14 protein-coding genes are annotated in these 14,707 nt (G+C 74.0%); 4 read left to right on the top strand and 10 right to left on the bottom strand.

Annotation, left to right across the window (positions count from 1 at the left end):
• Window positions 1–25 precede the first annotated feature (25 nt).
• The 10 genes from B1205_RS19105 to B1205_RS19060 all read right to left on the bottom strand — a co-directional run bounded on the left by B1205_RS19105 (window position 26) and on the right by B1205_RS19060 (window position 7,923).
• Window positions 26–1,258 (bottom strand): hypothetical protein, encoded by a 1,233-nt coding sequence (locus B1205_RS19105; RefSeq protein WP_254910044.1) that lies wholly within the window; start codon window positions 1,256–1,258, stop codon window positions 26–28.
• Between the two features lie 10 nt (window positions 1,259–1,268).
• Window positions 1,269–1,892 (bottom strand): RdgB/HAM1 family non-canonical purine NTP pyrophosphatase, encoded by a 624-nt coding sequence (rdgB, locus tag B1205_RS19100; RefSeq protein ID WP_089156828.1) that lies wholly within the window; start codon window positions 1,890–1,892, stop codon window positions 1,269–1,271.
• Window positions 1,889–2,617: a ribonuclease PH gene (rph, locus tag B1205_RS19095; protein WP_089156827.1), complete on the bottom strand. Its 729-nt coding sequence runs from the start codon at window positions 2,615–2,617 to the stop codon at window positions 1,889–1,891. The genes rdgB and rph overlap by 4 nt, the downstream gene beginning before the upstream one ends.
• Window positions 2,618–2,686: 69 nt before the next feature.
• The gene (locus B1205_RS19090; RefSeq protein WP_089156826.1) at window positions 2,687–3,430 is read right to left on the bottom strand and encodes an MBL fold metallo-hydrolase; all 744 of its coding nucleotides are present in this window, start codon (window positions 3,428–3,430) and stop codon (window positions 2,687–2,689) included.
• A 223-nt stretch (window positions 3,431–3,653) separates the two neighbouring features.
• Window positions 3,654–4,619 (bottom strand): PLP-dependent cysteine synthase family protein, encoded by a 966-nt coding sequence (locus B1205_RS19085; protein ID WP_089156825.1) that lies wholly within the window; start codon window positions 4,617–4,619, stop codon window positions 3,654–3,656.
• Window positions 4,620–4,629: 10 nt separating this feature from the next.
• The gene (locus tag B1205_RS19080) at window positions 4,630–4,962 is read right to left on the bottom strand and encodes a MoaD/ThiS family protein (RefSeq protein WP_089156824.1); all 333 of its coding nucleotides are present in this window, start codon (window positions 4,960–4,962) and stop codon (window positions 4,630–4,632) included.
• A gap of 72 nt (window positions 4,963–5,034) precedes the next feature.
• Window positions 5,035–5,523, bottom strand: a complete 489-nt coding sequence (locus B1205_RS19075) for a Mov34/MPN/PAD-1 family protein (protein ID WP_089156823.1) — start codon at window positions 5,521–5,523, stop codon at window positions 5,035–5,037.
• Between the two features lie 55 nt (window positions 5,524–5,578).
• A complete protein-coding gene (locus B1205_RS19070) occupies window positions 5,579–6,076 on the bottom strand; it encodes a DUF2017 domain-containing protein (protein ID WP_176308700.1) in 498 nt (165 codons plus the stop codon).
• A gap of 46 nt (window positions 6,077–6,122) precedes the next feature.
• Window positions 6,123–6,413: an ATP-dependent Clp protease adapter ClpS gene (gene clpS / locus B1205_RS19065; protein ID WP_089156821.1), complete on the bottom strand. Its 291-nt coding sequence runs from the start codon at window positions 6,411–6,413 to the stop codon at window positions 6,123–6,125.
• A gap of 115 nt (window positions 6,414–6,528) precedes the next feature.
• Window positions 6,529–7,923: a hypothetical protein gene (locus B1205_RS19060; RefSeq protein ID WP_254910043.1), complete on the bottom strand. Its 1,395-nt coding sequence runs from the start codon at window positions 7,921–7,923 to the stop codon at window positions 6,529–6,531.
• Window positions 7,924–8,199: 276 nt separating this feature from the next.
• Between B1205_RS19060 and B1205_RS19055 the strand changes: the two genes are divergently transcribed.
• The 4 genes from B1205_RS19055 to B1205_RS19040 all read left to right on the top strand — a co-directional run bounded on the left by B1205_RS19055 (window position 8,200) and on the right by B1205_RS19040 (window position 13,980).
• A complete protein-coding gene (locus tag B1205_RS19055) occupies window positions 8,200–10,872 on the top strand; it encodes a helix-turn-helix transcriptional regulator (RefSeq protein WP_089156819.1) in 2,673 nt (890 codons plus the stop codon).
• 16 nt (window positions 10,873–10,888) lie between these two features.
• The gene (locus B1205_RS19050; protein WP_089156818.1) at window positions 10,889–12,097 is read left to right on the top strand and encodes a nicotinate phosphoribosyltransferase; all 1,209 of its coding nucleotides are present in this window, start codon (window positions 10,889–10,891) and stop codon (window positions 12,095–12,097) included.
• 14 nt (window positions 12,098–12,111) lie between these two features.
• Window positions 12,112–12,693 (top strand): isochorismatase family protein, encoded by a 582-nt coding sequence (locus tag B1205_RS19045; protein WP_089156817.1) that lies wholly within the window; start codon window positions 12,112–12,114, stop codon window positions 12,691–12,693.
• Between the two features lie 39 nt (window positions 12,694–12,732).
• Complete coding sequence (locus tag B1205_RS19040) at window positions 12,733–13,980, top strand: MFS transporter (protein ID WP_089156816.1); 1,248 nt, start codon at window positions 12,733–12,735, stop codon at window positions 13,978–13,980.
• The last annotated feature ends 727 nt before the right edge of the window (window positions 13,981–14,707 follow it).

Below are 14,707 nucleotides of genomic sequence, written 5' to 3'. Positions count from 1 at the left end.
GCGGACGGCAACCGGCGAGCGTGCCTCAGGACGTCGGTGTGCCGGCCCGGGACTCCGGCGGCCCGAGGTAGGCCACCTCCGGGTCGAGCAGCGCCGACCAGGCCGGCCGGAACGCCGCCGCCCGGACGTCCATCTCCGCGCGCAGATGGGACAGCCACGGACCGCTGTCGAGGGGCCCCATCCAGTCGGGCCAGGAGTCGTAGCGGCGTTCGACGGTGAACCCGTCCGGCGTGGTCTCCAACCGCAGGAAGATCCAGTGCCCGTGCCGCGGGTCGGCCTCGGCCGCCCGGAGGCGTTCGACGAGAGCGAAGACGTCCCGGGAACTCTCCCCGGCCCGGGCCACCGGCCGGAGGTCGTCGGAGATCTGGCGCATCGCGCCGTCCAGCGCCTCGACGATCACGCGGGACCGCCCGTCGGCGCCCGGCGCCCGGGCGCGGGCCCACTCCACCAGGTCCTCCAGCTCATCGGTGACGGCCGGTCGCGGGCGGGGAATCTCCCTCGCCTCCCGCATCGCCGCCCAGGCCAACCGTTCGTGCTGGTCGACACTGAGCGTGCGGACCCGCCGGGGCGGCACCTCGGCGGCCGCCGGCACGACCGGCGTGACCGCGCCGGGGGTGAGGCCGGCCCGGGTGGCCGCGAGGACACCGGCCGGGAGGTCGACCTCCCGGGACCGGATCCGCGCGAGCAGCCCGGCGAGGACACCCGCGTCGACCACCCGGTCGGCGGCGGCGGCGAGCAGCCGGTCGGCGTGGGTCGCCACGTCGCCCCGTTCCGCCTCGCCGTCGGCGTCGTGGTGGGCCCAGCCGAAGACCACCTCCGCCAGCTCCCGCCGCGCCCGGCCGGCGTCGAGGACCGCGCCGACGGTCGGTACGAGACCGTCGGCGATCCCGTCCGGATAGGGGACCCGGGACCACGAGCCGTGCTCGTGCCAGTAGACGTAGCCGAGCTGGTCGTCCTCGGCGTGCCGGAGCAGTTCCGGCCAGGGCAGCCAGGCCGGCGCACCGGCGAGCAGGTCGATCGGAGGACTCGCGTCGACCGTGCCGCTGTATTCGTGGTCGTAGCCGAAGAGCACCGCGCGACCGTCGGCGACCAGGACCAGCCGCCCCCAGTTGCCCCCGTGGTCGTCGTGGTGGGCGCCGTGGGCGTCGGTCCACCACACGTCGTCGTAGCCGAGCGCGGCGAAAGCCGCGCCGACCGCACCCCACCGGCTCCACAGCACGGCCGGCTCGGCCAACTCGACCGTCACCGGTTCAGACACCGCGCCGCCGTCAGCCCGCCGCGGGAAGCACGTTGGCCACCAGCTTGGCCATCTCGCGCAGCGCCTTGCCGCGGTGGCTGACCGCGTCCTTCTCCGCCGGCGACAGCTCCGCGTTGGTGCGGTCCTGCCCGTCCCCGAGGAAGATCGGGTCGTAGCCGAAGCCACCCTCCCCGCGCGGGGCGCGGAGCAGCCGACCGGCCTGCCGGCCGTCGACGAGGTGCTCCTTGCCGCCGGGCAGCACCAGCGCGATCGTGCAGACGAACGACGCGCCCCGGTGCTCGTCGGGCACGTCACCGATCTGGTCCAGCACGAGCTGGAGATTGGCCCGGTCGTCGCCGTGCCGGCCCGACCAGCGGGCGCTGAACACCCCGGGCATCCCGTTCAAGGCGTCCACCGCCAGGCCGGAGTCGTCGGCGATGGTCGGCAGACCGGTGCGCCGGCAGCCCTCCCGGGCCTTGATCAGCGCGTTCTCGCCGAAGGTCAGGCCGGTCTCCGGCAGCTCCGGGAACTCCGCCACGTCATCCAGGCCGACCAGCGCGACCCGGTGGACGCCGAGCGCGCCGTCGAGGATCCGCTGAAGCTCGACGAGCTTCTTGCGGTTACGGGTGGCCAGGAGCACCTTGTTGTCGGTCACAGGTCAAGCGCCTTCCGTTGCGCGTCGGCCAGATCCAGGCAGCCCGCCACGCCCAGGTCGAGCAGGGCGTCGAGCTGGGCGCGGTCGAAGACGCCGGCCTCGCCCGTGCCCTGCACCTCGACGAAGTCGCCGGTGCCGGTGCAGACCACGTTCATGTCGACCTCGGCGGTCACGTCCTCGGCGTAGCAGAGGTCGAGCATCGGCTCGCCGCCGATCACCCCGACGCTGACAGCGGCCACCGAGCGGTGCATCACCTTCTCCACCTTGCCGGTCAGCGCCTTGCGCTCGGCCAGCCAGGTCACCGCGTCGTACAGCGCCACGTACGCGCCGGTGATGGCGGCGGTGCGGGTGCCGCCGTCGGCCTGGAGCACGTCGCAGTCGAGCACGACCGAGTTCTCGCCGAGCGCCTTCAGGTCGACGCAGGCGCGCAGGCTGCGGCCGATCAGCCGGGAGATCTCATGGGTACGCCCACCGACCTTGCCGCGCACGCTCTCCCGGTCGGAGCGGGTGTTGGTGGCGCGGGGCAGCATCGCGTACTCGGCGGTCACCCAACCCAGCCCGGAGCCCTTGCGCCAACGGGGCACGCCCTCGGTGACGCTGGCGGTGCAGAGCACCCGGGTCGCGCCGAACTCGACGAGCACCGAACCCTCCGGATGGGTGCTCCAGCCCCGGGTCAGGGTCACCGGTCGGAGTTGGTCGGGCCGCCGCCCGTCAGGTCGCGCCATGCCTGCACCCTATGCAATGCGGTGATCGCGCCGGCCGCCGGTGCCCGCCGACCCGCCACCGCCGGGCGGTCAGACGTCGTAACCGGCGCCGGCCCGGACCACCTCGATCGGCCCGGCGAATGCCCCGGCCGCCGACTCCACGGTGTGCGACTCGCTGCCCCAGGCGGGAACGAGGTGGGTGAGCAGGAGCCGGCCCACCCCCGCCTTGGTCGCCGCCTCGCCGGCCTCCCGGCCGGTCAGGTGCAGATCCGGCGGGTTGTCCATGCCGTCGAGGTAACTGGCCTCGCAGAGGAACGTGTCGGCGTCCTGGGCGAGGCGTAGCAGCGCCTCGCAGGGCGCGGTGTCGGCGGAGTAGCAGAACACCCGACCGCCGTGTTCCAGTCGCACCCCGTACGTCTCGATGGGGTGGTTCATCCGGTCGACGGTGACGGTGAACGGGCCGATCGGGAACGTGCCCGGCTGGAGACCGTAGAACTGGTACACGTCCTCCACCGAGCCCTCCTGGCCGTACGCGCTGGCCAACCGGTCGGGCGCACCGGCGGGGGCGTACATCGGCAGGGGTGGGTACGGGCCGTCCGGCGCGTACCGGCGCACCACCACGTAGGACACCGCGTCGAACATGTGGTCGCAGTGCAGGTGGGTGAGGAGGACCGCGTCGGGGGCGTGCAGTCCCACGTAGCGTTGGAGCGTGGAGAGCGAGCCCACCCCGAAGTCGATCAGGAGCCGGAATCCGTCGGCTTCCATGAGGTAGGCCGAGCAGGGGGACTCGGGGCCGGGAAAGCTGCCCGCGCAGCCGAGGACGGTCAATCGCATCCGGTTGCCTCGATCTCACCGTGGGTAGTGGACGCGTCGGCACCCGCCCCGCCGTTGATCTCGACCGACGCACTCGCCACGCTGCGCAGCCTACGCGGCAGCCCGTCGGGCAAGAATCATCTACCGGAAGTTGTCACCAACGTGACACCCATACGCGTCCGGAACCACGAGGTGAGGGCGGTCCGGCCGGCCGGAGGCGGCCGACCGGACCAGCGTCGGGCCCTCAGGCCCAGAGCTGACCATCCAGGGCATCCTCGGCGTCGGCGAGGGTGCCGCCGTACGCCCCGGTCGACAGGTATTTCCAGCCGCCGTCGCAGACCACGAACGCGACATCGGCGCGACGCCCGTCACGCACCGCCTCGTGCGCCACGGCGAGCGCGGCGTGCAGGATCGCCCCGGTGGAGAACCCGGCGAAGATCCCCTCCACCTCGACGAGCTGCCGGGTGCGCAGCACCGCGTCCCGGGTGCCCACCGAGAAGCGCCGGGAGAGCACCCCCGCGTCGTACAGCTCGGGCACGTAGCCCTCGTCGATGTTGCGCAGGCCGTAGACCAGCTCGCCGTAGCGCGGCTCGGCCGCCACGATCTGGATACCCTCGACCTTCTCCCGCAGGAAGCGGCCGGTGCCCATCAACGTGCCGGTGGTGCCCAGCCCGGCCACGAAGTGGGTGATGCCCGGCAGGTCGTGCAGCAGCTCCGGCCCGGTCGTCTCGTAGTGCGCCCGGGCGTTCGCCTCGTTGCCGTACTGGTAGAGCATCACCCAGTCCGGATGCTCGGCGGCGATCTGCTTCGCGGTGGCGACGGCCTGGTTCGAGCCGCCGGCGGCCGGCGAGAAGATGATCTCCGCGCCGTACATCCGGAGCAGTTGCACCCGCTCGGTGGAGACGTTCTCCGGCATCACACAGACCAGCCGGTAGCCGCGCAGCTTCGCCACCATGGCCAGGGAGATGCCGGTGTTGCCGCTGGTCGGCTCCAGGATCGTGTCGCCGGCCCGGAGCCGGCCGGCCTCCTCGGCCGCGCGGACCATGAACAGGGCCGCGCGGTCCTTGATGCTGCCGGTGGGGTTCCGGTCCTCCAGCTTGGCCCAGAGCCGAACCGGCGGCGCCCCCTCGGGCACCGTCGGCGACAGCCGGGGCAGCCCGACCAGCGGGGTGCCGCCGGCGGCGTCGAGCAGGCTGTCGTACCGCGCCATGCCGATCCCCCTAGCGGAGCGCGGACACCGCGTGCGAGGCGATCGCCGCGGCCGCGGCGAAGCCGAACGCACCGCCGGCCACAGCCGGGAGGATGGTCACGCTGTCGCCGTCGTTGAGCTTGGCGTCGAGCGCGCCGAGGAAGCGGACGTCCTCGTCGTTGACGTACACGTTGACGAACCGGTGCAGCGCGCCGGCGTCGGTGACCAGCCGGCCCCGCAGGCCGGCGTGCCGGGAGTCCAGGTCGGTGAGCAGGTCGGCGAGCGTGTCACCGCTGCCCTCGACGACCTTCGCGCCGCCGGTGTAGCTGCGCAGGATGGTGGGGATGCGAACCTCGATGGCCATGATGTCTCGTGCTCCTCGTTCGGGGGTCGGGCCAGGGTGACGGAACGGAACAGGCGTGCCGGGTGCTGGGGATCAGCGGCCGGAACACTCGTAGTCGACCGTCGCCGGGCTCTGCCCGAACATGTAGGACTGGACGGCGTTCGGGTCCACGGCGGCGTCCACGATCTCGACCGGCTCCTCGGTGACCACGCCGTCGACGATCCGGAAAGAGCGGATCTCCTCGGTGTCGGGCTCACGGGTCGAGACGAGCAGGTAGTGCGCGCCCGGCTCACCGGCGAACGAGACGTCCGTGCGGGACGGGTAGGCCTCGGTGGCGGTGTGCGAGTGGTAGATGACGACCGGTTCCTCGTCGCGGTCGTCCATCTCGCGCCACACCCGGAGGTGCTCCATCGAGTCGAACTCGTAGAAGGTCATCGAGCGGGCGGCGTTGTCCATCGGGATGTGCCGGGTCGGGGTGTCGGCGCCGACGGGACCGGCGACCACACCGCACGCCTCGTCCGGATGGTCGCGGCGCGCGTGGGCCACGATCGCGTCGATGATCGACCGGTCGATGCTCAGCACGCCGACCAGACTAGCGCCTGGCCGTCCCGGGCGGCGAGGTGGCGACCGTCACCACTCAGTCGATGAGCGCGTTGAGCAGGGACTCCTGCAGATATCCGAGGTAGGCGTAGACCGACAGTTGGAACACCCGGGACGAGGCCGGGTCCGCGGCGACCGCGTCGTCCAGCTCCTCGCCCAGGTCGGTGCCGTCCTTGATCTCCAACCGGACGCCCATCGCCAGCCGGGCGTCGTTGAGCGCCCGCAGCCACGCCTCGGCCGCCTCCGCGTCCAGCCGCACCTCGCCGCCGCCGTCGCCGTCGGGCAGCGCGGCGAGGATCGCGCCGGCCTGGTCGATCTTCGCGGTCTTCAGGTCGCCCTCGGTGTAGAGACGGAACTCCGCGGTGTCGTCGGCGTCGTCCGGGTACGCCTCGGGAAAGAGCCGGCCGACCACCGGGTCCCCGTGGTCGAAGCCGTCGGTCAGCAGGCCGACCACCTCGGAGGCGACCTTGCGCAGCACCCGCACCTCGTCGACGGCGAAGGTCGCCACGTAGCGGTCGCCCCGCCGGCGGAACATGCTCACCGCGCCACCCCCGCTCGCGGCTGCGGCTCACTCCCCGCGCTCACGAGCGGTCCACCGTCGCCCACAGGCCGTACGCGTGCAGCTGCGCCGCGTCGTGCTCCATCCGCTCCCGGGCGCCGGTGGAGACCACCGCCTTGCCCTTGTGGTGCACGTCCAGCATGAGCTGCTCCGCCTTCTCTCTGCTGTACCCGAAGAGCTTCTGGAACACCCAGGTCACGTACGTCATCAGGTTGACCGGATCGTCCCAGACGATGGTCACCCACGGCCGGTCGGAGACCGGCACCTCTTCGGTGTCCGGCGTCTCGACCGGCGCAACCTGTGGAGCCGCCATGCCCCCCATCGTGCCACCGGATCCTCCGAACCGATGAACCGGAACGGCGCGGCGGCCCGGATCGGCCGTCCGGAGCGCGTCCGCCGGGCCGGGCGCGAGCGGTCCGGCGCCGGCCTCAGGCCGGGAGGAAGCCGTGGTCGACAGCATCGGCGAGCACCGCGCCCAGCGAGAGACGGATCACCCCGAACCGGCGGGACACCTCGCGGGACAGTTCGAGTTCGACCTCGCGCAGGGCGCGCTGGGCCCAGGAACGGGCGACGTTCGGGTCGTCGTTGCCCGGTGCCCGCCAGTGCTGCCAGCAGCCGCCGCTGAGGGCCACCCCGATCGGCGGCAGCACCTCGTCCCGCGCCACGCCGGGGAGGCCGACCAGCGCGTCCAGGGCACCGGCCCCGGTCAACCCGGCGACCCCGGCCGTGCTGGTGATCAGGAGTACGCGGTCCAGCTCCCGGCCGTCCGGACGACCCGTCAGCTCCCTGCGGACGGCCTGTGCGATCCGCCGGTGCACCCCCTCGACGAGCGGCGTGCCGAAGACCCGGGCGGCGGCGTCGGCGACGACGCCCCGGACCGCCTCGTCGCACTGCGCGGTGGCGAGCAGTGACAACGCCTCCATCTCGCGGTCGAGCAACGGGGGCAGGCCGGCGCAGCCGACCCCGAAGACGATCTCCTGCACCACCCGCAGGTGGATGTCGGCCAGTTCCAGGGCGAGGTGCTGGCGGATCCGTTGGGCGCAGGAGCGGGTCCGCCGGTCGAGCCGGTCGGCCAGCCCGGCCGGCTCGACGCCGGCCGCCACCGGCACCCGGTCGTGCGCGCCGGGCGTCTCGGACGGTCGCGCGCCGACCCGGCGCGGCCCCTCGTCGGTGGACCAGGCCACCAGGGCATTGCGCAGGTCGGGCAGGTCGGCCCGGCGGGCCGGGAACCACCGGGCCTCAGCGAGCGCGGGCACCGCCGCCAGCAGCGCCGCCCGCTTGGCCGCGATCGAGACCGCCACCGGGTCGGGCGGGCCGTCCACCGGCACCGGCTGACCGGTCACGCCCGGGGTGACGGCGAAGAACACCTCGACGCGGGCCTCCGCCACCTCGGCCAGCAGGTGCAGCTCGGCGACGCTGAACACCTGGTCGACGGCGATCACGAAGAGCAACGCGCCGGCCCGGCCCACGCCGTCGAGCAGCACCCGGCCGCCGGCCACCCCCAGGGTGCCGGCGTCCGGCGTGTCGAGCACCGTGACGTGCCGCAGCAGCGGATCGGGCAGGCTCAGCTCGACCCGGCGGGGCGGGCGGGCCAGCGCCGGACCGCCGGCGAGCGGGTCGACGCGGTAGGCGTGGTGGTGGCCCGGCACGTAGGCGGCCCGGGCGGCGACCCGGCCGTGGTTGATCAGCAGGTGGCTGCCGGCGGGCACGACGAGCGTCTCGGCCGCCGCCCCGAGCAGGCCGGCGATCAGCTCACGGCGGCCCGCGCCGGCCGGACCGGCGACGACGACGGCCACCGGCTGGTGCGGGCCGGGTTCGGTCACCCCGAGCCGGGTCGGCAGCGGGACGCACCGGGGCGGCCCGGCCGGATCGGAAGCGTCGACCGGGGGGAGTGGACCTGGTTTCATCAGGCGGCCTCCCGGGCAGGGCGACCGACCCGGGCCGATCGCGGGATTTTCCCCAACGGGGATGTCGGAAGACTACGGCTGTCGGGCATCCGACACCGAACGCATGCGGTACTCAGGAGTAATCGACAGATTACTCAACTTCTCCGTGTGACGGTGGGCGCTCGGCCTGAAAACGGTCGATATGCTGCCCGGATGAGCAGGTGGAAGTTCGTCGGTCGGACGGATGAACTCAACCGCCTGATGTCGGCGATCGGCGGCCTCGACCGGCGCGGACTGCTGTTCGGCGGCGACGCGGGGGTCGGCAAGAGTCGCCTGCTCCGGGAGGGGGTGGCCGCGCTCTCCCCCGACCGCCACGCGATCTGGTCGGTCGCGGCCAGCGCCACCACCGCCGCCCTGCCCTTCGGCGGGTTGGTCCAGGTGCTTCCCGCCGCGCAACCGCAGGGCCTCTCCCCCGCCGGCATCCTGCGCTGGGCCGTGGACCTGCTCCAGGAGCAGGCGGCGGGCCGGCCCATCGTGCTGGCCATCGACGACGCGCACCTGCTCGATCCGCCCTCGGCGGCGCTGGTTAACCTGATCGCCCGCGCGGAGAACGCCACCGTGATCGGGACGCTGCGCAACGGCGAGCAGCTCCCGCTGCCGATCCGCGCGCTCTGGACGGACGACCTGGTCGACCTGGTGGAGCTGGGCCCGCTCGGGCGCGCCGAGACCACCGGGCTGCTCGCCGCGATCCTCGGCGGCCCGGTCGACGCCGGTTCCGCCGAGCGGCTGTTCCGACTCTCCGCCGGCAACCCGCTGCTGCTGCGCGAGCTGGTGCTGGCCGCCGACGGCCAGCTCGACCGCAGGTACGGCATCTGGAGGTGGACCGGCCGGCTGGAGCTGGCGCCCAGCCTCACCGACCTGATCGACACCCGGATCGGCCAGCTCACCCCCGGCGTACGCGCGGTGGTGGAGCTGGTCGCCTTCGGTGAGCCGCTGGGCCTGCACCTGCTGGAGCGGGCGGTCGACCCGACCGACGTGGAGGCGGCCGAGGAGCGCGGGCTCGTCGCCCTGGTCCGCGACGACCGGCGGCTCGACGTCCGGCTGGCTCACCCGCTCTACGGCGAGGTGATCCGCCGGCACTGCCCGGTCAGCCGCACCCGTCGGCTCCAGGCCACCCTGGCCGGGCTGCTGGAGCAGGTTGGCAGCCGCCGCCGGGACGACCTGCTGCGGGTCGCCGTCTGGCGGCTCGACTCGGGTACGGCGCAGAACGTGGAACTGCTGCTCGACGCCGCCGCGCAGGCGTTCGGCCGCTACGACGTGCCGCTCGCCACCCGGCTGGCCCGCGCCGCGCTCGACGCCGGTGGCGGCACCGACGCCGCGGAACTGCTCGCCACCATCCTGATGTTCGGCGACCGGCCGCAGGAGGCGATCGGGGTGCTCGACCAGGTCGCCGGGGAGATCCACGACGACGGGCGACGCAGCCGCTGGCTGACCGTCCGGGGCATGGTCAGCTACTGGGGGCTCAACCGGGAGTCCACCGTGGAGGAGATCGCCGCCCGCGGCGCGGAGTTGAGCGACCCCGCCGACCGGGCCCGCGTCCGCGCCTTCGAGGCGATCATGCGGCTGCACCGGCTGGACGTCGACGTCGCGGTGCGGCTGGCCCAGGAGGTGCTGGACCGTCCGGCCGCCCCGATGGCGGCCCGGGAACTGGCCCGGTGCACCCTCGCCCACCTACAGGCGGCGCAGGGGCAATACCAGCGCAGCGCCACCGCGATCGCCCGGGTGCAGGCCGAGGCGGCGTGCTGGCGCTCCGACATGCCCTACCTCCAGCTCGCCATGGAGCTGGCCCGGGGCACCCGGCTGACGCTCTCCGGCGACCTGGCCGGCATCGACGCGATCGTCGCCGACGAGTTCGCCGACCTGGCCGGCGCCGGCGACTTCCGGCTCGGCACCGGCTACCTGGCCATCCTCCAGGCGTACGCGGCCCGGCTGCGCGGACGCGGCGACGAGGCGCTCAAGACCAGCCTGGGCGCCTGCGCGGTGCTCACCACCAGCCGGGTGTTCGCCGGCCTGGCGCACGCCGAGCGCGCCCAGGCGGCGGCGCTACGGGGGGACGCCGCCCACGCGGCCGAGGCGATGGCCGAGGCGGACCGCACCCACGCGCCCGGCATGGCCGTGCTCTACCCGTGGCTGGAGCAGGCCCGGGGTGCCGCCCAGGCGGCGGCCGGTGACGTGCCGGCGGCCACCAAGCACCTCTGCGCGCTGGCCGACCGGCTGCGCGAGGACGGGCTCGCCGGCCACGAGCTGCTCGTCCTGCTCGACCTGGTCCGGCTCGACCAGGCCGCCGCGCCGGTCGGGCCGACCTGCACCGACGGCGACCGGCGTACCGTGGCGCAGCGCCTGGCGGAACTCTCCGAACAGGTCGACGGCCTGCTGCCGCCGCTGGTCGCCCGCTACGGCCGGGCCGCCCTCGACGGCTCCCCCGACGACCTGCTCGCGGTGGCCGACGGCTTCGCCGCCCGGGATCTCCTGGTGTACGCCGCCGAGGCGACCGCGACCGCCCTGCACCGGATGCACCACGCCCGCGCCGGTGCGACCGGGCCCGCCCGGGAGCGCCTCGCCGACCTGCTGCGCCGCTGCGACGACATCACCACCCCGGCGTTGCGGCTGCTCCGCCCGGCGCTCAGCGACCGGGAACGGGAGATCGCCCGGCTGGCCGCCGAGGGCGTGGCCAGCCGCCTGATCGCCGAACGGCTGTTCCTGTCCACCCGCACCGTGGAGAACCATCTCCAGCGCGTCTACCGCAAACTCGGGGTGACCGGCCGCGCCGAGCTGCGGGCCGCGCTGCGGTCGATGCCGGGCCACGACGGCACGGATCCGGCCTGAACCTTAGGCTGGGACCGTGAGCACCCTTCGCCCCGCGCTGCTGACCGACCACTACGAGCNGGCCGGCCGCCGCTACGGCGTGGTCGCCGGCACCGGCCGGCTGATCGAGATGATCCGCGACTTCCGGTTCGACCCGACGGAGATCGACTTCCTGCGCCGCACCGGCGTGGTCGACGACCGGGCCGCCCGGTGGCTGGCCGACTACCGCTTCACCGGCGACATCGACGGGTACGCCGAGGGCGAGCTGTTCTTCCCCGGCTCCCCGATCCTCACCGTGTCCGGCACGTTCGCCGAGTGCGTGGTGCTGGAGACGCTGGTGCTGTCCGTGCTCAACCACGACTGCGCGATCGCCGCGGCGGCGGCCCGGATGGTGACCGCCGCCCGGGGCCGGGCACTGATCGAGATGGGCTCCCGCCGGGCGCACGAGGAGGCCGCGGTGGCCGCCGCGCGGGCGGCGTACCTGGCCGGGTTCCGGTTCACCTCCAACCTGGCCGCCGGGCAGCGTTACGGCATCCCCACCGCGGGCACCGCCGCGCACGCGTTCACCCTGCTGCACGACGACGAGCGGACCGCGTTCGCCTCCCAGGTCGCCACGCTGGGCAAGGACACCACGTTGCTGGTCGACACGTACGACATCGCCCAGGGCATCCGCAACGCCATCGCGGTGGCCGGGCCGGAGCTGCGGGCGGTCCGGATCGACTCCGGTGATCTCGCGGTGATCGCCCAGCAGTCCCGTGAGCTGTTGGACTCGCTCGGCGCCACCGAGACGAAGATCATCGTCTCGGGTGACCTGGACGAGTACGCCATCGCCTCGCTCGCCGCCGAGCCGGTGGACATGTACGGCGCCGGCACCGCCGTGGTCACCGGCTCCGGCGCACCCACCGCCGGCCTGGTCTACAAGCTGGTCGAGGTGGAGGGGCGGCCGGTGGTCAAGCGCTCCGAGCACAAGGCCACCATCGGCGGCCGGAAGGTCGCCGTCCGCCGGCACAAGCCGACCGGCACCGCCACCGAGGAGGTCGTCGTGCCGCAGGGCGTGCCCGACCGGCAGCCCAACGACCGGCTGCTCCAGCACTCGTACGTGGTGTCGGGCGAGCCGGCGGCGCTGCCCACCCTGGACGAGTCCCGGGAGCACCTTCGGCAGTGCCTGATCTCCATCCCCTGGGAGGGGCTGAAGCTCTCCGGCGGGGACCCCGCCGTGCCGGTGACCGTCGTACCCGCGAGCTGAGGAGAACCGATCAGATGGCGAACGCCTTGATCATCGTGGACGTGCAGAACGACTTCTGCGAGGGCGGCTCCCTCGCCGTGGGCGGCGGGGCCGGGGTGGCCGCCGGCATCTCCCGGCTGCTCGCCGGCGAGCCGGACCGCTGGGACCATGTGGTCGCGACGAAGGACTACCACGTCGACCCCGGCGCCCACTTCGGCGACCCGCCGGACTACGTCGACTCCTGGCCTCGGCACTGCGTGGTCGGCACGCCCGGCTCCGAGTTCCACCCCGAGCTGGCGACCGGCCGGGTCGAGGCGATCTTCCACAAGGGCGAGTACGCGGCCGCGTACTCCGGTTTCGAGGGGCACGCGCCCGACGGCGAGGGCCTGGCCGACTGGCTGCGCCGCCGCGACGTCGACCGGGTCGACGTGGTCGGCATCGCCACCGACCACTGCGTCCGGGCAACCGCGCTGGACGCCGCGCGGGAGGGCTTCCGCACCACCGTGCTGCTGGACCTGACCGCCGCCGTCGCGCCGGAGACGCTGGACGTGGCGCTGCGCGCGCTGGACGGCGCGGGCGTCACCATGGTGGGCGAACCTGTGATCAGGACCGCTTGACCAGGTAATCGCTTGCGACTGTCGTACCCGACGCCCAGGATGGCGCGGGAGGTGCGGCCCGTCGTGAACCTGAAACCCTACCGGGAGGCGCTCGCCCGGCCCGGCCTGCGATCGCTGCTGCTGGTGTCGGTGCTGGCGCGCATCCCGCTGACCGCGGTCGGGGTGACGCTCACCTTCTACGTGGTGCTCGACCTGGGGCGGGGCTACGGCGCCGCCGGCCTGGTCGGCGCCCTGGCGACCATCGGCACCGCGCTCGGCGCCCCGCTGCTCGGCCGGCTGGTCGACCGCCGGGGGCTGCGCCCGGTGCTGCTGCTCTGCACCGTGGCCGAGGGCGTGTTCTGGGCCGTCGCGCCCACGTTGTCGTACCCGATGCTGCTGCCCACCGCGTTCCTGGCCGGGCTGCTCGCCCTGCCGGTCTTCTCCGTGGTCCGCCAGTCCATCGCCGCGCTGGTCCCGGCGGAGCACCGCCGCCCCGCATATGCGCTGGACTCGATGTCGGTGGAGCTGTCGTTCATGATCGGCCCCGCCCTCGCCGTGGCCCTGGCCACCGCCGTCGCGCCGCGCCTCACGCTCTGGGCGGTCGGCACCGGGATCGTCGCCGCTGGCATCTGCTTCTGGCTGCTCAACCCGCCGATCCGGGCCGCCGACGAGCCGGCCGGGCCACGGCGGCCGGTGCCGCGCCGGGAGTGGCTCACCCCACGCCTGCTCTCCGTGATCGCCGTCAGCCTGGCCGCCACCCTGGTGCTGGGCGGCACCGACGTCGCCGTGGTGGCGGTGCTGCGCGCCAGCGGCGAGGTCGGCTGGACCGGCGCGGTACTGACCGCCTGGGCGGTCGCCTCACTGGTCGGCGGCTTCGTCTACGGCGCGGTACGCCGCTCGGTTCCGCCACTGGCGCTGATGGCGGCGCTCGCCCTCACCACGATCCCGGTCGGGCTCGGCGGATCATACTGGTGGCTGCTCTCCCTCGCGTTGATCCCGACCGGCGCGCTCTGCGCACCCACCATCGCGGCCACCTCGGACGCGGTCAGCCGGCTCGTCCCGCCCGGCGTACGCGGCCTGGCCATGGGACTGCACGGCTCCGCCGTCACCGTCGGCATCGCCCTCGGTGCGCCGCTGGCCGGGGCGGTGATCGACGCGTCCGCGCCGGCGTGGGGGTTCGCGGTCACCGGCGCGATCGGCCTGCTGGTGGCGCTCGCCGTGCTCCCGGTCGAGCTGCGCCACCGCCGCACCCCGCCGCCCGCCGTGCCCGCCCCGCCAAACCAGGACCTCGTCCCCGCCACCCCCTGACCTCGCCCCCGCCACCCCTGGCCTCCGCCCCCACCCACCGCGCCCTGCGCCCAGCGCCACGCCCCAGCACGCCCCTGCCTCAGCGCGCCCATGCTCCAGCACGCCCCTGCCTCAGCGCGCCCGTGCTCCAGCGCGGCCATGCCCAGCGCCGCCCGCTCCAGCCCGAACCCGGCTCGGCGCCAGCGCATGTCCTGGAAGCCGACGTCGTTGCGGAGTTCGAGCCGAGGGTGTCGCGATAGAAGACCACCCTCGCTCAGCCAGACCCCAGCCCAGCGCGATCCCGCCCAGCGCGGCCCCCTGCTCGGTGTAGCACCCTGCCCAGCGCGCCCAGTCCAGCGTCCCCCTGCTCCGCGCAATACCCTGCCCAGCGCGGCCAGGCCAGTCCAAGCGACCTCGCCACCCTGCCCAGCCCTGCCCAGCCCTGCCCTGCCCTGCCACACCCCGGCGGGCCCAGCGCGCCGACCAAGGAGATCTCGCCCCCGCCCCGTCGATCTTGGAGTTGTGGCGCCTCGGATGTCGTCAATGCGCCTTATGTCTACGACCACAAGTCCAAGATCGACGGGCCGGGCCGGGCCGGGCCGGGCCGGGCGGGGCGGGGCGGGGCGGGGCGAACGAGGCTGCCCAGCGCCACCCACCCACCACCACCCCACCTCGGCACGCGTTGATCATGAAGTTAGCGGCGACAAATCACGCACAGGAGTGCCGCTAACTTCATGATCAACGCCGC

Origin of the sequence: Micromonospora sp. NBS 11-29 (genome assembly GCF_002140155.1) — a bacterium.
Lineage (GTDB): Bacteria > Actinomycetota > Actinomycetes > Mycobacteriales > Micromonosporaceae > Micromonospora.
This window is presented reverse-complemented; position numbering and strand designations above follow the sequence as displayed.